14 protein-coding genes are annotated in these 18,857 nt (G+C 37.8%); 7 read left to right on the top strand and 7 right to left on the bottom strand.

The features are described from left to right. Positions 1 to 6 precede the first annotated feature (6 nt). The 3 genes from ACUN8G_RS02395 to ACUN8G_RS02385 all read left to right on the top strand — a co-directional run bounded on the left by ACUN8G_RS02395 (position 7) and on the right by ACUN8G_RS02385 (position 6,357). Entirely contained in the window at positions 7 to 5,598 is a 5,592-nt protein-coding gene (locus ACUN8G_RS02395) for an aminotransferase class I/II-fold pyridoxal phosphate-dependent enzyme (protein ID WP_437345519.1), read from the top strand. A 42-nt stretch (positions 5,599 to 5,640) separates the two neighbouring features. Continuing rightward, positions 5,641 to 5,862 (top strand): DUF2905 domain-containing protein, encoded by a 222-nt coding sequence (locus ACUN8G_RS02390; RefSeq protein WP_437345518.1) that lies wholly within the window; start codon positions 5,641 to 5,643, stop codon positions 5,860 to 5,862. Between the two features lie 63 nt (positions 5,863 to 5,925). Then, on the top strand, positions 5,926 to 6,357 hold the full coding sequence (locus ACUN8G_RS02385) for an OsmC family protein (protein WP_437345517.1): 432 nt from the start codon (positions 5,926 to 5,928) through the stop codon (positions 6,355 to 6,357). A 5-nt stretch (positions 6,358 to 6,362) separates the two neighbouring features. Here the strand turns inward: ACUN8G_RS02385 and ACUN8G_RS02380 are convergent, their stop codons facing one another. Beyond that, positions 6,363 to 6,740, bottom strand: coding sequence for a DUF2203 domain-containing protein (locus ACUN8G_RS02380; RefSeq protein WP_437345516.1), 378 nt, complete (start codon positions 6,738 to 6,740; stop codon positions 6,363 to 6,365). Between the two features lie 655 nt (positions 6,741 to 7,395). Between ACUN8G_RS02380 and ACUN8G_RS02375 the strand changes: the two genes are divergently transcribed. Both ACUN8G_RS02375 and serC read left to right on the top strand, forming a co-directional pair. Continuing rightward, the gene (locus ACUN8G_RS02375) at positions 7,396 to 8,628 is read left to right on the top strand and encodes a DUF1015 domain-containing protein (protein ID WP_437345515.1); all 1,233 of its coding nucleotides are present in this window, start codon (positions 7,396 to 7,398) and stop codon (positions 8,626 to 8,628) included. A gap of 39 nt (positions 8,629 to 8,667) precedes the next feature. Then, positions 8,668 to 9,753, top strand: a complete 1,086-nt coding sequence (gene serC, locus ACUN8G_RS02370; RefSeq protein WP_437345514.1) for a 3-phosphoserine/phosphohydroxythreonine transaminase — start codon at positions 8,668 to 8,670, stop codon at positions 9,751 to 9,753. A gap of 5 nt (positions 9,754 to 9,758) precedes the next feature. Here the strand turns inward: serC and ACUN8G_RS02365 are convergent, their stop codons facing one another. Then, positions 9,759 to 10,682, bottom strand: a complete 924-nt coding sequence (locus tag ACUN8G_RS02365) for a DMT family transporter (RefSeq protein WP_437345513.1) — start codon at positions 10,680 to 10,682, stop codon at positions 9,759 to 9,761. Between the two features lie 115 nt (positions 10,683 to 10,797). Between ACUN8G_RS02365 and ACUN8G_RS02360 the strand changes: the two genes are divergently transcribed. Both ACUN8G_RS02360 and ACUN8G_RS02355 read left to right on the top strand, forming a co-directional pair. Beyond that, positions 10,798 to 11,217, top strand: a complete 420-nt coding sequence (locus tag ACUN8G_RS02360; RefSeq protein ID WP_437345512.1) for a hypothetical protein — start codon at positions 10,798 to 10,800, stop codon at positions 11,215 to 11,217. Then, positions 11,217 to 11,375, top strand: a complete 159-nt coding sequence (locus tag ACUN8G_RS02355) for a hypothetical protein (protein ID WP_437345511.1) — start codon at positions 11,217 to 11,219, stop codon at positions 11,373 to 11,375. The genes ACUN8G_RS02360 and ACUN8G_RS02355 overlap by 1 nt, the downstream gene beginning before the upstream one ends. Before the next feature lies 1 nt (position 11,376). Here ACUN8G_RS02355 and hutH read toward each other — a convergent pair whose 3' ends face one another. From hutH to ACUN8G_RS02330, 5 genes are read right to left on the bottom strand one after another with little or no spacing between them, the layout of a single operon-like run. Further along, positions 11,377 to 12,933, bottom strand: coding sequence for a histidine ammonia-lyase (gene hutH, locus ACUN8G_RS02350; protein ID WP_437345510.1), 1,557 nt, complete (start codon positions 12,931 to 12,933; stop codon positions 11,377 to 11,379). Between the two features lie 8 nt (positions 12,934 to 12,941). Next, entirely contained in the window at positions 12,942 to 14,207 is a 1,266-nt protein-coding gene (gene hflX, locus ACUN8G_RS02345) for a GTPase HflX (protein ID WP_437345509.1), read from the bottom strand. A 9-nt stretch (positions 14,208 to 14,216) separates the two neighbouring features. Next, positions 14,217 to 16,265, bottom strand: a complete 2,049-nt coding sequence (locus ACUN8G_RS02340; protein ID WP_437345508.1) for a BatA domain-containing protein — start codon at positions 16,263 to 16,265, stop codon at positions 14,217 to 14,219. Beyond that, positions 16,262 to 17,380: a glycosyltransferase family 4 protein gene (locus ACUN8G_RS02335; RefSeq protein WP_437345507.1), complete on the bottom strand. Its 1,119-nt coding sequence runs from the start codon at positions 17,378 to 17,380 to the stop codon at positions 16,262 to 16,264. Before ACUN8G_RS02335 ends, ACUN8G_RS02340 begins: the two co-directional genes overlap by 4 nt. Next, positions 17,380 to 18,705 carry a SpoIID/LytB domain-containing protein gene (locus ACUN8G_RS02330; RefSeq protein WP_437345506.1) on the bottom strand — a complete coding sequence of 442 codons (1,326 nt, stop codon included), beginning with the start codon at positions 18,703 to 18,705 and terminating at the stop codon, positions 17,380 to 17,382. The genes ACUN8G_RS02335 and ACUN8G_RS02330 overlap by 1 nt, the downstream gene beginning before the upstream one ends. Positions 18,706 to 18,857 lie beyond the last annotated feature (152 nt).

Raw genomic sequence — 18,857 nt, 5'->3', positions numbered from 1 at the left:
ATTATAATGATTTCAAAAGATCCGCTGTTACTTTTTGAACTCAAACCAATAAAAGCGGCAAAAGTTTCGGAAATTAGTGAATCAACAGCCGCTTCGTCGGTACCTGCTCATGAAAGAGTAAATTTCCACATTGGAAATCCGGTGCAGGATGAAAGGCTCTACTCTCTTTTTATGCGCCTGGCAATGGGCATTGATCTGCTCGATGAAAATTTTTCGATAGATAACCCTCAAGCTTTCTGCCATGAATTGGGCCTGTCTACTCAAGACGTCCCAAAAGTTGAATTGATAGCCGAATTAATAAAAAGAGCAGCACCATACTCGCCACGCGGCGGATACATTAAATCGAAACCTGAATTTATAATTGAATATTTTAATGATTGGCTCTCACATAAACAACAGGAACCTCTATCTTACGATACCGGCGCAAAATCGGGTAAAAGGGAAATAATACTGGCTTCAAACGGTATTTCCGAGACTCTGCGCATTTTTTTTCATTCCGTTTCCGAATTTATGGTCAATCTACCAGCAGATATTCTTTTGTTTGACTGTGAAATTCCAGAACATTTAAAAAATTTTGAAGGCATACGATTTCACAATCTTGGAAATGCAGAAGAAGTATTACTGCCTCAATTGAACAATATGTTGAATAAGAGTAATGTACCAAAATTTCTTATACTGGGCAAAGTTACTAACGAAGTGACAAGAAGACATTTAAGAAATCTTAGTTTAGAATATCCTCTCTTTTTTGTTGAAGTAAATAATGCACCGAATCACCTTTCGCTGGCGCGCGAAGCCAAAATGATGAACCGGGTCCTTCGTTTTATAACTCCATCGGCTTTTTCAAACAAGCTGAAAGGTTTTTCTCTGGTATTCATTGCGGGCAACCATGAATTTATTAAAGTTCTGGAAAATGTACATTTCCAGCTGAAGGGAACTCCCTCTTCAACGGAAATTACATTGTTGAATTATCTGCTGAAGAGCGGTATCAAAGAAGAAAAGGAACCGCTTGACATAAATGTCGAGGCAGAAATTGAAGGCGAGTCTGTAAAGCTTGGATTGGAGCCCCTTTCCCGTTTTTCCAGAACCGCCGAAAAAATTATCGGTAATATTGTCGAATCGAAAGGGCGAGACATCGAAAATAAGATTAACAGGATTATAGAAGAATTCAGTTCGCATGCAGACAAGCAGAAAAGGTTTTCTTCAAAAATCAGTTACGACAGATTTTCCTCGTACAACGCTGTCGAGTTGTACGACGAGATGATCGATAATTTCAACAATGACGATTGGAAAAATGATCTCAAGGCTTCTTATCTGAGCGCATTTATTAATCATCATCCGGAGTATAAACTTGAAGATACTCTTGTTGTTAGTGGCTCGTCCAGAACGGCGCTCAGTATACTCGGATTCCACTGTGGTATCAGAGAAGCTATTATACCCGATTTGAGCTGGACTTACGAACATTGTTTTCCCGAAGTTTTTACCGTTCCATTAAAAGATGATTTTCAAATTGATATTAAAGCAATTATTGATGCTGTACAGAATAAGTTGTCGAAAGATGCTGGCTGGAAAAAATATGGAGCGGTTGTATTAAACAATCCCCATAACGCAACAGGACAAATTTTCGATCGAAACGATTTGAAAGAATTGCTCAAGTGGCTACTCGAAAGGGAAATTAAGGTCGTCGACGATTTGTCGTATCAAAATGTTAAACCTTCTTTGGGTCTGGAAAAAATCGATACACTGCGTCAGTTATGTAGTGAACTCGTTGAAGAAGGTTATCTTACAAGTGAAAAAGAAAAGTATGTAATTACAATTCATTCGATGTCGAAGACCGATTCCTTTGCAGGTGCGCGGTTATCGGTTGTCGAAATAAGATTGCCCGAATTACGAGAGAAATTTCAAAGTGTAGTTGATACTTTTCGTGATAACATTTCTGCAATTTACATTTCGTATCTACTTTATCGTAATAAAGTTGAAGACGTCAGAGCATATCATAAATTACGAAACAGGATATTTTACGACAGAAGCAAAGCGTTGGAGGAAGCCGCCGAAAGTCTTCCTGCCGAAAGAAATAGATTCAATATAAAAATAAAACCACCTGTCGGAAGCATGTACCCTCAAATGATTATTGACAATCTACCCACTGGTTTGTCGCTCGATTGGCTTGCTTCGGGACTGGCACGACAGGGAATCGGATTAATTCCGCTATCTACTTTTGCTCGTACAGAAAAAGGTTTTGAAACAGGAAGAAAATCTTTCAGACTAACGCTCGGTGGCTCGGACGGCGCCGATGTACTTGGAAGGAAAACACGCCGTGTCCTGATCGATCTCAATAGAATGATTGCCGAAGAGTCTGCAAATTATAACAAGCATCAATTAAAAGTTAAGAAACTAAATTTGCAGAAAAAAATAATCCTTGTAGATTATTCAAATTACTGGAAAGTCCTTGAAAAACATATTCTCGAAAACATTGAACATCTATTTACCGGTTATTTCAATAAAGTCAACGGTGGAGCAGACTATTCGTTTAATAAAAAGAAATTTCTCGGTGAATTCATACCTTATAAATTGTCCGTCTATCAAAACAAATTTGAAGAGCTCCAATCGTATATAAACGAATATGCAGGATATATTCTTTCGGGCAATCAAAAAAAACTCGAATTGATTTTAGAACGCGAATTTTATAAAGACTCACTCGAAAGGCGTAAGCAAGCTTTTCGTACCAGAATGTTCGACAGGACTGTTCATCCCACTCAAATGTATTCGATTAAAACTGATATAATTGCCGAGCGGATAATCGAAAATCTTTTGAGAGGAATACAACCATCGAAAAATGAACTGGAAAAATTGAAAGAGGAGCTTGTCAAAGAATATTTAGGACTGAACGTTGCCATCGTCTCGAGCGAAGAACCTCAGGAATTGATACTCGATTTGAAAACAATAATATCAGCCGAAAATTTTATTTCCCTTTATTCTGACTATCAGTTCGAAACTTTTCTATCTTTTTGGGGCGATTGGGACGGCAGCAATCGGCCTTCTGGACAGGGACACAGTTTGGTGGCTTTTGTATTGATTGAGAATATTGTACGTCAGGCAAGAATATTAGAAATGTTGATCGGAAACAATCATTCACTCGAGCTTGATGAATATCTTATAAAAGAATTGGAAAAACTCCCTCAACGGAACGATAGATTTACAGCCCTCTTAAACCAGATTACTCAACTTACGCATCAGCTCGAAAAAAGGTACCGTGGCACACTTCCATTTAATTTACAACCGAGCAAATTGAGAAAACTCGGTATGAAACTTCATATTGCTCAGGACCCGGTAACACGTTTGTGGCATCATAACGATCGACTTGAAAGGAAGATGCTCGACCTTAGAATAAGAAGAAGAAATACTTTAGAATATTATTTCGATTTGAACAAGAGATTACGGAAGACTTTACACGGGCACATTCCGGAGATAATGAAAAACCTTTCGGATAAACGGTTGCTTCTTGAAATCCTGATGTACAGGGACTTGCTAAGAAGGTTTGTTGTAACGCCTCGCATCCATCAAAAATTAATTACTGCGCAGGATCAATTTGCCATCGACACGACGGTGCATAACATAAACGAAATTAATGAAATAGCCGCAAGGTATGGAAATCCTGGAATGGTTCTGGCGCTGCAGGTGAGCATGACCACCAGGCCGGAGACTTTAATCTCCCTTGATCGAAAAATGAGGTCGAAGCGAGAAGAAATTTTAAGAGAAAACAGTAACCTCGATCTGCCCGCAGTATGGCTGGTGCCTCTGTTCGAAGATCTCGACTCGGTAAGTAATATTAAGAATTATCTCGACAAAATTTGGGAATATTCTTTCCAGAGTAGAAGAATTAATCAGGACACTGCAGAACGTTTCAATGAAATTATTACAGAAATATTTGTCGCTGGCTCAGATTTAAGTCAGCAGGTTGGACAGGCAATGGGTATGAATCTTTACAGGGAAGCGAAGTACGAATTAATGACCTGGCTGGCAGCGAATAATTTAATTGGACGAGTGCGCATGAAAATGGGCAGCGGTGAGCCAATGCAACGTCAGGGCGGGTATTATTCGGAAGTTGCTGGCAAGGAATTATTCATCGATTCATATTTAACGCAGAGCCGATTTAATGAGTACCTGGCTGAATCGACTCGAAAGAGTACCCAATATGCTATCACTCCTTTACTGGGTGTTTTTGCAGGAGGCGACCTGAGAACTTTTCAGAGCAATATTTCTGAAAAACTCAGGTATATTTCAACTTTCCAGAGAGCGCAACTACTTTATCATGTTAAAGAAGCTCAGGAATTCAACGAAAAAGAAATTCAAAGAGCCGGCGAACCTTTATCGGAAACCAGACTTCAATTTAAAACAAGAGGCTTGCAGGAACTTGAAAGACTTACAGTCGGCAAGAAAGACGAAATCTTCAATGAATTCCTGAATCTGCACCGTGAAAATTTTCGTCAGATTTTATACGGCCGGGATGAAGACGTTGTTGGTATTCATCTAATATCATATTTTATTGGTAGAACTACACCGCCGTTGCGCGACCGTCCCACTGTGCGTCCCGGACAGGGAGTTGGCGAAGGAGCAGGGCAAAAAATACTTGAAAAAATTGCTGGCACAATTCCATTCTCTAAATACGGAAGTCTATTACGTGCCATTTCTCATAATCAGTCACAAAGCGTCATACTTGGAATTAATCAATTGACTACAGGATTATTCCGTGCGCTCAACAATTTTTCTCAACGCGAATTTACTGAAGGTGAACCGATATATTTAATAACGGAACGGGTTCTTCCCAAACTTCCTGTTTATGAAATGCTGCAAACACTCAGAATTTATCACGACGTCGACCTTAAGTATTTGAGCAAAATGGAAAAGGCTTTTCCTGCTGGCAATTCGGCATTGATTGCATTGCGTGAGGACATCGACTCGATGCACAATTATTTAAGCTATTTCCAGAAAGAACTCTTAAGAAGGCACGGACTGGAAGTTTCGGAATTCTTTGAAGGCAATTATTTCATTCCGGATTTATTGCCCACGCTCAGACCCGATGTCGCTGTTCTACTGCAAAAGAATCTGTTCAATACGAGTCTCGAAGAAATAATGAAAGACATCAAAGGAAATGTTGACGATAAGTGGTTGAAGGAAGTACAATACCTTTTGAAAATTCCTGAAGAAATAAAAATGTGGCGTCAGAAAATCTGGGATTTACTCGAAGAACCGGTTTATCAGCGCGTTGCCAGTTTTGTCGAACTTGCTATTGCACTCTACTCTCTATCGTCGAGTTCCTCTTACAAAGAATATCTCTTTTCACCCAAAAAAATAAGAGCGGTACCGCAATTTACAAAGTCGTCCTTTGACGACAATATGCAGCAATTTCTTTCGGCTGCGGTTGAATACCTCGCCGCCATCTCGCAGGAAATGGTCGAAGTGCCGATCAATATTATTCGCGCCTTAAAAGAAGTTGAAAGAATAATTAAAATTGAAGAACAGGCTCTCTCCCCAAAAGACCAGGATAAACTTAAATTCTATCTTCTGCAGATTGCCCGACTTGCCGGTGAAAACGGCTAACGCTAAATTTGTGTAAGAAATATTTGAATAGTGAGGTAATTTATGAATGAGTTTCATACGCTCGGGAAAATCCTTGTTATAGGCGGTGTCATTTTGTTATCGGTCGGTCTTCTTTTAATTTTCTTCGGGAAAATTCCATATTTCGGCAAATTGCCAGGCGATATAACAATCAAAGGAAAAAATTATGTAGTCTATTTTCCTTTAGCCACTTCAATTATACTGAGCATAATTATCTCCTTAATTCTTTATCTTTTCAGAAAATGAAACCAAACTGAGTGGTGTTCATCTTACCTAATAAAAAATTGTTGCAATAGAAAAGAGGAATAAATGGCGACCAAAACAGCATTAGTTAAACACGTTAAAGGGGTCACTTTTTTAGGAAAAACCGACTCGAATCACTGGGTAGCAATGGACGGACCCGAGCAATTCGGGGGCAGCGATGCTGCAATACGCCCAAAAGAACTTGTTTTAATAGCGCTCGGTGGATGTACCGGTAGCGACGTGGCTGTAATTTTGAACAAGAAAAAAGTTAAATACGACGCTTTTGAAATTAATATACAGGCAGAAGTCCAGGAAACTCACCCTCAGGTTTTTACTAAAATTCATCTCGAATATGTTTTTTACGGGAAAGAGATACCAAAAGAAGCGGTCGAAAGAGCAATTGAACTATCGCAAAAAACTTATTGTAGTGTAACGGCAATGTTGCAAAAGTCAGTTGAAATTACGCATTCATATCGAATTGAAGAAGAAAAGAAATAATTACCTCAAAGGTATTCGGGCGGGATTGGCTTTCTGTCCGAATACCCGTTTGTTAATTCGTGATAATATTTAATTTCCTCTTCGTCACTACGCCAGCAGAGATAAACTTCCCTGTCGTTTATAATTGCAGGAAAGTCAACCAGTCCAATCTGAAAATTCCAATCTTTGTATAAACAACCAATTTCTTCGAGTTCTTTTATATATCCGTTTATCTGAGAACTCATTTTAAGAATATCTGGATTGCCATGATAGTTACCGCCTAACAGGTCCGACTTTGACCTAATTTCATACGCTGTGTTGATGATATCCCGTACAATCCTTTTTACAAGCGGCAATGTCCTGTTGGCTTCCGCTACTGTAAAATATTTAATTTGTGTTTCCACTCGGTATCCCTTTCTCAAGTAGCCTTTTATCAAATAACGTCACTTTAATGTTAAGAAAATTTGGAATAAAAAAAAATAAAAACTATGCAGATTACTTTAAATCATGTCCATTATTAAGGGCTTTAATGAAGCAATAAAAAATATATCGAAAAATCGAGCTCATATTTTTTCAATAAGTACAGCTTACAGTTTCATACTTGATTTCATCTTTCTAATAAAAAAAATTTCAAAAAAGAACGAATCTGCTTTAGTTGAATATGCATAAATCGAAGCATTTCCTAACAGAATATCGAAAAGGGTGATTGATATTTGTGAAAAATTCTTACACATGGCGGAAGTTTGAAGGTCGCTTTGAATTGAAGTTGGTGCTGGTTAGATGGGGAGACAGGTAGTAAAACTGAAGAGCTAATTTTATATGTTTATCTCACAACGATAAAGAAATCAAAAATATTCAATCTACAAGCAGGACATATTAACTGATTGCCCTCCTTGCTGAATCGAGAAAAGAGAAACAATCGGGTTAACTGCTTAAAAAATGCAGGCATGTTCTGCGCTAAATAATAATAAGTTTAGTTGGCATTAAGTTTTAAAATAATACTATTATATACTATTTTTCTTTTAGTAATTTTTTTCGATTTATAAAGAAGAGGAGACTATGGCTCTCATTCGTCCTTTTAAAGCTCTAAGACCGCACGAAAAAGTAGCGCATCTGGTGGCAAGTTTACCGTATGACGTTGTAAGCAGGGAAGAAGCTGCCGAACTTGCAAAAGGCAATCCGTTGAGTTTTTTAAGAGTTACACGCGCAGAAATTGAAATGCCTGCTGATATTGATGTTTATTCGAGTGAAGTTTATGCCAGAGCAAAAGACAACCTTGAACGTCTTAAAAACGAAGCTCCTCTTTTGCTGGATAATAATCCTCATATTTACGTATATCGATTAATCAGGGAGGGTAATTCACAGATCGGTCTGGCTGCCACTTTCTCTGTAGAAGAATACGAAAACAATTTAATAAAAAAACACGAAAAGACGAGAAAAGTTAAAGAAGACGACCGCACGAATCATATAATTACTACAAGAGCTCAAACAGGACCTGTATTTCTTACCTATAAGGGTGTAGATGTAATAAATGATAAAGTAAACCAAATAATACAAAATGAAAAACCAATTTACGACTTTAGAGCTGTTGATGGTGTACAGCATACGGTCTGGATTGTACCCGATAATCTGGTTGATGTTATTGTAGATGCAATGAAACAGGTAGATTCGCTTTATATAGCTGATGGACATCACAGAGCTGCAAGTGCTGTGAGAGCTTGTAAATATTTGATGGAAAGAAATCCTTCTCATAAAGGTGATGAAGAATACAACTTTTTCCTTGCCGTTTTATTTCCAGCAGAACAACTAAAAATACTGCCTTATAATAGAGTCGTTCACAAATTGAATATGCCCAAGAGCGAGTTCTTAGAAAAAGTGAAAAATTATTTTGACATCGAAGAAATCGACAATCCCGTCCCGCAGACAAAAAGAAGTTATTGCATGTATATAGAGAAAAAATGGTACAGCTTAAAACCAAATGGAAATGTTAAACCAGGCAATACATTAGGTGATAATCTTGACGTAAGCATTCTTCAAAATTATTTATTGCATCCTGTACTGGGTATTGAGGACCCACGTACTGATACAAATATCGATTTTATTGGAGGTATCAGAGGGACGGAAGAACTTGTGCGTCTGGTTGATTCAGGTACTGCAGAAGTCGCATTCTCGTTATATCCAGTATCAATAGAAGATTTGATCAATATTTCAGACGCAGGCGAAATTATGCCCCCGAAATCGACCTGGTTCGAACCAAAACTAAGAGACGGTTTATTGGTTCACCTTATTTAGCCGTTAATTCTAACTGACATTAATATAAAGGAGTGAAGTATGGAAAAGAGAATTTATAATTTCAGCGCTGGTCCCGCCGTCTTACCGGAAGAAGTTTTGCTCGAGGCTCAGAAGGAACTCTATTCTTATAAAGGCAGCGGTATGAGTATAATGGAAATGAGCCATCGTGGTAAAATTTTTGATCAGGTAATTAAAGAAGCAGAAGCCGATCTGAGAAAATTGCTTGATATTAACGATAACTATGCTGTCTTGTTTCTTCAGGGCGGAGCTACACTCCAATTTTCGATGGTGCCGCTGAATTTGATGCCCCCGAAAAACAAGGCTGACTATATTATTACTGGCTCGTGGGCTAAGAAAGCTATGAAGGAAGCTAAAAGAGTCGGTTCAGTAAATATTGCCGCTAGCACTGAAAGCGAAAACTTTAACAGAATACCGAAACAGTCCGAATTAAAACTTGACCCGGATGCTTCTTATGTCCATTTTACTTCTAATAATACTATCTACGGTACTCAATGGAAAACAGAACCTGAGACTAACGGTGTTCCGCTTGTATGCGACGCTTCCTCAGATATCCTTCACAAAAAAATTGACGTAAATAAATACGGCCTAATCTATGCAGGAGCACAAAAAAATATCGGACCTTCGGGTGTCGTAGTTGTAATAATTCGGAAGGATCTCCTTGAAAGATCATCTGACGATTTACACACTTATCTGAACTACCGAATCCATGCAGAAAACAATTCGCTCTACAATACACCTCCTACTTTCGGAATTTATGTAGCCGGGCTTGTCTTTAAATGGTTATTGAATATGGGCGGACTTGACGAAATGTATAAACGCAACAAAGAAAAAGCGCAAATTTTATACGACGCAATTGACACAAGTGATGGATATTACAAAGGTACGGTTGTTAAAGAAGACAGATCTTTGATGAACGTAACTTTCCGTCTCCCAAGCGAAGAACTCGAAAAGAAATTTATCGAAGAAGCAAAAACAAAAGGTTTTGAAGGATTGAAAGGGCATCGTAGTGTTGGTGGTATTAGAGCATCCATCTACAATGCATTTCCCAAAAAAGGCGTTGAAGAACTGGTTCAGTTCATGGATGATTTCAAGAAGAAAAATTAATTTTATCAATGGCTGTCCTGGCGGTTTTTAAGGGCAGCCTTCTTTATTCCACCTCTCTTTTGTACCAAAACGGCTCCCAAGACAACTATTATCAGTCCGATAATTTCTTTTACACTCAAATTTTCATCCAGAAATAAAAACGACAGTATGGCAATTTGAATTAACATCGTATTGTTTATGATACTCGATTCTACAGCAGTCAGTTCGCGTAATGTTTTGTTCCAGAGTGTAAATGCCAGTGCTGTATTGATTCCTGCAAGCCATAAAATATAAATCCAGTTTTCGAGACTCATTGCAGGAAATTTTTCGAATATATTTGCAGTGATCAGAAGTAGAAACGAACCAAAGCCCAGGCTAACAAATGTAACTATCAATGGATCGAATTTACGTTCGCGATTTATGTTCCTTCCGAGAACTGCCGCCATAGCATTCGCACCAACTCCCAGTGTCATCACTCCCAATCCTGCAAGCTGTGTGCTGGTGAAATCCACTGGAAGAAAATAAATCAAAGTACCTGCGAGAAATATCCCAATTCCCACAATCTGCTTTTTAGTCGGTTTCTCGTTCAAAAATATTATGCCCATAGCTAGGACAAGCAGAGGTGTAAAGTTCAACAGTAAACTTACAGTAACCGACGGCAGTAAAGAAAGCCCGATAAATTGTGTTCCCTGTGTTGCGAAGTAGAAAACAAATCCGAGAAGAATTAACTTCGTAAAGTCTCTGATGGTTAATTGCTTTAAGCCGCTGATATGATTTTTTCTTAAAATGAACGGAAGAAAAATCATGAATGCCAGCGAATATCTTAGTCCCGCAAAAAATAACGGTGAAATTTCTTCTAATCCCCACTTAATTATAATGTATGAAGTAGACCATAAAAAAGTAACGAATAGAGCTTCAAAGACGGGAATGAATCTACTTTTACTGTCCAATAATCCACAGTCCTGATTGTTTGAAATGAAATATACAATAAGTCATAGCAAAATCTTTGTGCAGTTGAATTTAGTCGAACGATTATTTAGATTGCTTAAAATTTAATAATGGATTATGAAAAAGTTATCGACGATCCTTACCCTCGCACTTACTTTATTTGCTTGCCAGAACTCAGAAGATTTTAAGCTTACTGATGCAGAAGTTTTTGCTTTTTTAATCGATAATGGATGGGAAATAAATGCCACATGCATAGCCAAAGGATTCGGTCAGGAAAGTTCAGGCAACGCTTACATTGCGCGACTTTCTTATACTGTCGATTTGATAACGCCTGATAATAAGAAATTAGAATATATTGACGAAGGGCTTGTTAATAAATCTTCCGAGGAAAAAATTGAATATTTACAGGTCGAGTCTCAATTTCAAATCGACTCAACTTTTTCTGAAGGAACATATAAAATTGTTTTTAATGTTCAGGACAACAACACGCAAAAATCGGCAAGCATCGAAAAAAGTTTTACTGTTTCGAGGGATTGATGAGTCTTTATACGATTATTTTTATACTTGTAACAATTTTAATTATTGGTGGGCTTGCTATCTTCGGACTTCTGGTGGTCAAACTCGACAAATGGATCGACAAAAAGGAACGGCTGGGCAGGGAAAGTATTTATAAAGAAAAACAGAAAAATAAATGAGTTAATTGAGTTTAATTTTTTTCTCTACGCTCTTCAGAATTATTCCTTCTTTAACAAGTCTAACTACTCTGTCGATATCATCTTTTAGAAGCCTGTCTTTTTTGAGTGGTGGAACTACTTTTCTGATTGCTTCGTAAGCTGCCTGAGTGCCCAAACCACATTTTAACGGTCTATGGTATTCAATTGCCTGGGCAGCAGTAAGCAATTCTAATGCGAGCACTGTTATAGTATTTTGAAGCACATCGTAACATTTGCGAGAAGAAATTGAACCCATCGAATTATGATCTTCCTTCAAAGCCGAAGTAGGAATTGAATCGACACTTGCAGGATGAGCCAGAACTTTATTTTCCGAAACCAGTGCTGCTGATGTGTATTGAACGAGCATGTAACCGGAATTCAGCCCGCCATGATGCGCCAGAAATTTAGGTAATTTTTCCGACGATCCGTTTAATATTCTGTCAGTGCGTCTTTCGGAGATGCTTGCCAGTTCAGACAAAGCTATTGCCATAAAATCCATTGCAAGTGCTATCGGTTGTCCATGAAAATTGCCGCCACTTATGTAATCTTTTTTATCAGGGAAAATCAAAGGATTATCCGTAACTGAATTTAATTCTGTTTCGACCTGACGCGATATAAAATTAATTGCATCTCGCGAAGCACCGTGTACCTGTGGTATACATCTTAGTGAATAAGCGTCCTGAACACGTGGGTCGTTGTATTTATGTGAGGCTCTTATTTGACTGCCTTTTAACAATTTCTGCAGATTACTTGCTGAATCTATTTGACCTTTGTACGGTCTGAGTTTGTGTATCCTTAAATCGTACGCTGAATCCGTACCTCGCAACGCCTCGTTTGATAATGCCCCGGCAATATCGGCAATTTTAACAAGTTTGTTTGCCTCGATTGAAATGTAAGCAGCATATGCCGTCATCATCTGAGTACCATTAATTAAAGCCAACCCTTCTTTGGCATTAAGCTGAACTGGGTTTAATCCGAATTTTTTCAATGCGGAGCGAGCACTCATAATTTTTTTATGGTATTTATTTTCGTCGAGCGGTGAATCGTTAATTTCAACTTTTCCTTTGCCAAGCATAGCAAGAACCATATGAGCCAGAGGTGCCAGGTCGCCACTTGAGCCTACAGAGCCCTGAGAAGGGATTAAAGGCAGAATGTTGTTATTCAACATATCGATTAGTAACTGTAACGTTTGCAAACGGATTCCAGAATGACCGGAAGCAAGAGCATTTATTCTTAAAAGCATCATCAGTTTAACGATAAATGAAGGCAATAAATTTCCCACTCCCGCCGTATGACTCAGAATCAAATTTTCCTGAAGTCTGCCGATGTCTTTTTTATCAATTCTAACACTCGAAAAACCACCGAATCCTGTTGTAACACCATAAATCGTTTCCCCTTTTTCAACCCATTCGTCAACAAGTTTGCTTCCGCGGGTGATCCTTTCAATGGCTTCTTTTGATAGTTCGACATTACAATTATTGTGCAGAAAATAGTCGACTTGATTAAGAGTGAGGGATTTGCCGTCAATTATAATTTTCATAAAAATGATTAGTTGTGCTGGATTAGTTTTTTAATTTGACTTTCGTTAATCTTATTAGTTCTGTATTTCATCAGAACAAATTCGTCTTCGTAGTGTGTGTCGAGTACTTCTGCTATTTCGTAAACTTTCGATATTTTCTTCGATTGATTGTGGCTAATTCTCAGTTCACCTTCGACGAAGTTTTGTTCGTAAATGTTAATCAGTGCCGATTTCAATTTTTGTATACCGATACCGCGTTCTGCTGAAATTAAATAACTATCCGGATAATTTGCGATTATATAATTTATAATGTCCCGTTCTTTTAGAGCGTCGATTTTATTGAATATTTTTAACTGTAGTTTTTTATCGCAATTGAGCTGGCGTAAAGTATCTTCGACAGTTTTAATGTGATCTTCAAAGAAAGTGTGAGAAGCGTCGATTACATGCAATATCACGTCGGCCTCACTAACAACGTTAAGAGTACTCTTGAAAGAAGCGACAAGGTGTGCTGGAAGTTTTCTTATAAAACCAACGGTATCGCTTAAGAGGATTTGTTTGTTCTTGTCTAAGTTTAATATTCGCGTTGTTGAGTCGAGCGTGGCAAATAATTTGTTTTCTGCCAGCACGCTGGCATTTGTCAAAAGATTTAGCAGTGTGGATTTCCCTGCGTTTGTATATCCCACGAGTGTTGCATTAATTAATTTTTTGCGCGCTGAGCTTTTTACAATTTGTTGGGATTCGATTTTACGAAGGTTTTCTTTTAATTTTGATATCCGTCTGCGAATTAAACGCCGGTCTGTTTCGATCTGTGTTTCGCCCGGTCCTTTTGTCCCGATTCCACCGTACTGTTTCGATAGGTGAGTCCATGCTCTCGTAAGTCTCGGCAGCATATATTCGAGCTGAGCCAGTTCAACCTGCGTTTTGGCTTCCCTAGTTTTTGCATGAAGCGCAAAAATATCGAGTATCAATCCGCTTCTATCGAGTATCTTACGATTGAATAGTTTTTCAAGATTGCGTACCTGTGTGGGATTAAGGTCGTTGTCGAAAATAACTACCTGTATGTCGTTCAACTCAATTAATTGTGCGATCTCTTCTGCTTTCCCTCTACCGATGAAATATGCCGGGTCGGGTTTAATTCTGTCCTGGAGGATTTTAAAAACCGTTTCAGCTCCCGCCGTCGAGGCAAGCAATTCCAGTTCATCCAGATGCTCTTCAACTTGATCTTTTGAATAACCCCCAATTGGCAGTGCGATTAGAATTGCTCTTTCACGCGGCGTATTCTTAAGTTCAATCATAAATGCTTTTTAGCTTCCTTTCTCCAGATCAATTACTTCTCTTTTATTACTTTTCGACAAAAATGTTTCGATTGTTGCCAGTAATATTACTAAAATAACAAAATATTTCCATAGCTCGCTGCCGTATCTTAGTTGAATTATATTTTCCTTTTTGAATGAAGTTGAGTTTATTGTAATAAAACCTGCTCCAGCCTTTAATTCCTCGTCGGTATAGTAATCAGGTATCGATTCAAATGGATCGGTATTGACGACTGCGTATTTTATCAATCGAGTATCAGCATAAAATTGATATAAACCCGGCAGATCGGTATCCGTATACGATATAATATTTTGATTGGGACTTTCGTTTCTATTCAAGTAAGCTACAGTATTGTCTGGTTTATCTACTTTTATGATGGGCGAGGCAATTCCTGCTAAATCGATGATGATTCTTTCGCCAGTTCTAAATTCTTTCTCGGTGTTGAAGTTAGACTTAAATCTTGAGATTCTATTAATTAACGGTGCAAAAATCGATTTGAGTGGGAAATTGCTCCAATTAGTCACTGGTGCGATGTTAAATAAAAAAATCTTCCCTGCGCCTTTTTTTATTTCAGCAACGAAGGGCGAGCCGTCATCCATTGCAATAATTACCTCTCCTTCATAAAATCCGTTCAATCTAAAATACCTGTAAAATTCTGGCGATTCGATCTCTACATTTTTTTTGTTTTCGAACAAGTCGGTAATAAGCGGATGGTCGTAATTTAAATTACCTGTATAATGAATCGAATTAGAAATCTTTTGAAATCCTTTGCCTCTGATACCCAGAGAATTACAAAACTTTTCGTGGTTCTCGAGCTTTTCAAAAGATGAAGGGAAAAGGACAAGGTTCCCGCCTTTATAAACATAATCGGAGAATAATCCGTATTGAGACGCTTCGGGTGCACCGATTGAAATTATCGTGTTATACTTCTTTAAGTCGATGGAAGTTAGAGCAGCGTACGGCATTTCCTCTAAAATTACCGTTTGATTTTTGTTCGTTAGAGATGTCGACAATGCGGCATTAAGGTAATATCCGTCTTCTTTTTTTTCGGACAAAATCAGAACTCTAATTTTACCTGGAACGTAAATAGCGAGGTATCTGTAGTTGTCAAAAAGAATATCGTCGTCTTCAAGCGATACCTGCACGTTTATTATTCCCGTATCAATTAATACCGTCTCGAAATTAAGGATTGTTCTTCCTTTCGGGGCAATTGAAAAACCTTTTTGAGCTGTTCTCCTTCCGTTTATGTATAAAGAAGCAATTCTGTTAACAGCTTGAGATTCTGAATGATTTTTAATTACAGCAAGAAAACTTACGGATTTGTTCAATTCGAAAATTTGATTTTCGGTATAAATAGTGTCAACTGACAGATTATTTGAATTTTTTGCACCGAGAGTAATTGCATATATCTTAATTTTTTCGTCGGGTGATTTATCAGGAAGTTTAAAGGCCGACTTCTGAAAATCCGAAAAGACGAATATTTCTTTATTTACCGAAGTTTCACTTTTCAGTTTATTAATAGCGTCAGACAGAGCGTCGTTGAGTTTAACTGATTTAACAGAAACATTCAGTCCGTCGACTAATTTCAGCGCTTCGGAAGGCGGCACGAAATTAATTCTATTGGTATGCTCAGAAGCTTTCATTACAGCAATTCGGTCTTTCGACGAAAATGACGAAGAAATTTCCTTAGAGAATTTTTTGGAAATATTAAAGAGTGAACCCTGCGGTGTTACAAGAGACATACTATACGAATCGTCGAATATAAAAATCGCCGAAGTCGTTCCCGATTCGGCTACAGTTCCCTTTATTGTAGGACGAGCAAATGCCAAGACTAAAAAAATTATTATCATTACTCTAATTAATAACAGCAACCATTGACGGAACTTGATTTTTCTAATTTTGCTTTTCTGAAGTTCTTTCAAAAAAGTTAGCGTACTGAATTCAACTTTTTTCAGTTTTTTTAAATTGAGAAAATGAATTATAACTGGTATTCCAGCAGCCAGTAGTCCAATCAATATTGCGGGATTAAGAAAAGTCATTTTTCGTTCAATGCTTCCTTATAAATTGAAATCAACTTGTCTGTAAAAATTTCAATATCAAAATGTTCCACAGCTCTAAGCCGTGCATTTTTGCCTAGTTTTTCTCTCAATTCTCTGTCGTCAATTAATCTCTTCAATTTTGTAGCAAGGTCTTCGGCTGACTGTTTATTAAAGAGTAATGAAGTTTGACAGTCGATCGCAATATCGAGAACGCCGTCCGAAGCAGAACAAACATTTGGTTTAGCCATACTGAATGCTTCGATGAGTGCAATACCGAATGCCTCTGCATGAGAGGGAAATACAAAAATATCCATTGCAGCGAGGATATCCGAAATATCTTTTCTGAATCCGGTAAAAATTATTCTGTCGATTATGCCCGCCTGATGTGCTGCTTCTCTTATTTTATTTTCGTATTCATCTTCGCCGCGACTGGCTTTTCCAACTATGATGAATTTGAGATTATTATAATCATTACATAATATTTTTGCAGCTGTAATAAATTCTTCATGCCCTTTGCCAGGGCTAAAACGCGCTGTCATGCCAATTAATAATTCATCGTCATCTATTCCGAATTCAGAACGTACTTTATTCCTGTCGTGCTTTGCGGGGTCGAAAGATTTCGTATCGATTCCGTTGTGGAGTAATCTTATCTTTTCTGGTCTTAATGGAGTGGTGTCGAGCAGATTCTTTGCTATCACATTGCTGATCGCAATAGCAATGTTGACTCGTCTATAGATGAGTCGATGGAGGATATCTTTTTTTACTATATACGAACCCATATGTTTTGTCATTAAAAGGGGAGTGTTTAATTTCGCAAGTTTCAGTGCCGGTACAATCAACCATAAATCTTTTGAAGTTGCACAGTGAATTAGGTCGAACTTTTCTTTTTTGAGTAAAGCGACTATTTTTTTAATGCCAGCTGGATTTAAGTAAGCTGCATTATCAATTGTTTCAGTATTAATATGACAGGCCTTAGCTTCCTGGGTGATTGGTGCTTCGGTGAGCGATAAAAGGGTTGTGTTCAGTCCTCTTTCATTAAGTTTTAGAATTGTAGTCAATGAGTAAATTTCGAGTCCACCCCAGCTATTTGAAAAGCAAGTTTTAAGTATTTTCATCAATAAATCTTTTTGATTTTAGCTCCCTTAAAATAATGCAAAAGGATTTCGTCAAATTGGTATCCGATATTCGACATCGAGGCGGCGCCAATTTGGCATAAGCCCACGCCATGTCCCCACCCTGCTCCTTTAAGAATAAATTTATCCGGTATGTTATCTTTAATGTTTTCTTTATAGACAGAAAATGCTGAACTGTAAAGATGAGTCGGTGAAAGCCATTTTCTTATTTCGAGTTCTTTGCCGACGGTCAATGTTTTTTTTGTACCTCTTATTTTCAACTTAATAATTCTTCCGGAATATCCTCGCTTGACTGGTTCCAGATCAATTATATGGCCAAAGTCGATTCCACTTTTTTCTTTTATAATTGAAGAAAGTTTGTCCTGAGAATATTCAACACGCCATCTAAAAAAATCAGTTTTCCTGTCGTAATCGTTCAATATCTGTTGAAGTATTTTGGGATCAGTCGTATTGCAGAAAGCGTGGGGCGAAATGTTAATCCACTTTTCCGCATTTTGTTCTTTTGTAAGATCGTATTCGATCCCATCAATTTCGAATTTGTAATCTGTGACTGATACAAGATATCGAACTCTTATCGGTTCCCACACGTTTTCGAACGACTCAGTGATTCCACCGCAACATTTTGAATAACGCGTGTCGCACACTTTGTCGTCGTACATCAATACAATTCCTCTGGTGCTTTCTACGGCGCTATAGACGTTTTCGTTGATAATTCTGGTAATTCCCTGATAACGCTGGCAATGGTCGTCTGAACAAAAATCGTAGTTATTGTGGTTGGTTGAGTCGTACCATCTTATGATTTCTTCGTCTGAAATCAATTCGTTGACGTGGTGAGTGGTATCTTTTTTCTTTTCTAACTGGAATAAAATCCAGCTACGCGAAATGACCGCATGCGCCTTGAGTAATTCGGGAGAGCTATTGGCGTTCATTTCGGAGGCGATGACACTTGTAAGATATTCCTCCAGTGGAATAATATTGACAGCAGTGATACTACCATCTTCTATAAACAATCGAAGTGTACCACGGAAGCGCTGCTTTTCTTTTTTTTGCCAGTGGAAATTCTTTCCTATAACTACATCGTAAAGAACAAACGATTCGATATCAATGTCATTAGGAGTGAAAATTATTTCTCTGGATTGGCCAACTTTGTTGTTGCCTTTGTAAACCACTATTTTTTCCCCTTCGATGAGGGCTCTATAATCTCCGCTGCATTTCCTTGTGTCAAAATTACTTTTGAATTCTCCGTAAAGGTCGAAACGAATTTCTTTTGCGGTCAGTATTCCGATATTTATTTCCGGCTCTGTCATTAGAGAGTTTCTTTATTTTTCACTCTGAAATATAGCAATGTTTTTATTAATCACGATTTTATGTTTTTTACTTCTCTTTTTTTATTATTATGCTCAAACTGCAATGTAGCTTTCTTAAGATAATGTAGAAATATACATGGAACTTAATAATT

Source organism: Melioribacter sulfuriphilus (assembly GCF_052656625.1).
Note: the sequence above shows the minus strand (reverse complement) of the source record. Positions and strands in the feature narration are given on the sequence as shown.

Coding starts and splice junctions, on each gene's coding strand:
- ACUN8G_RS02395 (WP_437345519.1), top strand. CDS start 7: ATGATTTCAAAAGATCCGCTGTTACTTTTTGAACTCAAACCAATAAAA.
- ACUN8G_RS02390 (WP_437345518.1), top strand. CDS start 5,641: ATGAATGAGTTTCATACGCTCGGGAAAATCCTTGTTATAGGCGGTGTC.
- ACUN8G_RS02385 (WP_437345517.1), top strand. CDS start 5,926: ATGGCGACCAAAACAGCATTAGTTAAACACGTTAAAGGGGTCACTTTT.
- ACUN8G_RS02375 (WP_437345515.1), top strand. CDS start 7,396: ATGGCTCTCATTCGTCCTTTTAAAGCTCTAAGACCGCACGAAAAAGTA.
- serC (WP_437345514.1), top strand. CDS start 8,668: ATGGAAAAGAGAATTTATAATTTCAGCGCTGGTCCCGCCGTCTTACCG.
- ACUN8G_RS02360 (WP_437345512.1), top strand. CDS start 10,798: ATGAAAAAGTTATCGACGATCCTTACCCTCGCACTTACTTTATTTGCT.
- ACUN8G_RS02355 (WP_437345511.1), top strand. CDS start 11,217: ATGAGTCTTTATACGATTATTTTTATACTTGTAACAATTTTAATTATT.
- hutH (WP_437345510.1), bottom strand. CDS start 12,933: ATGAAAATTATAATTGACGGCAAATCCCTCACTCTTAATCAAGTCGAC.
- hflX (WP_437345509.1), bottom strand. CDS start 14,207: ATGATTGAACTTAAGAATACGCCGCGTGAAAGAGCAATTCTAATCGCA.
- ACUN8G_RS02340 (WP_437345508.1), bottom strand. CDS start 16,265: ATGACTTTTCTTAATCCCGCAATATTGATTGGACTACTGGCTGCTGGA.
- ACUN8G_RS02335 (WP_437345507.1), bottom strand. CDS start 17,380: ATGAAAATACTTAAAACTTGCTTTTCAAATAGCTGGGGTGGACTCGAA.
- ACUN8G_RS02330 (WP_437345506.1), bottom strand. CDS start 18,705: ATGACAGAGCCGGAAATAAATATCGGAATACTGACCGCAAAAGAAATT.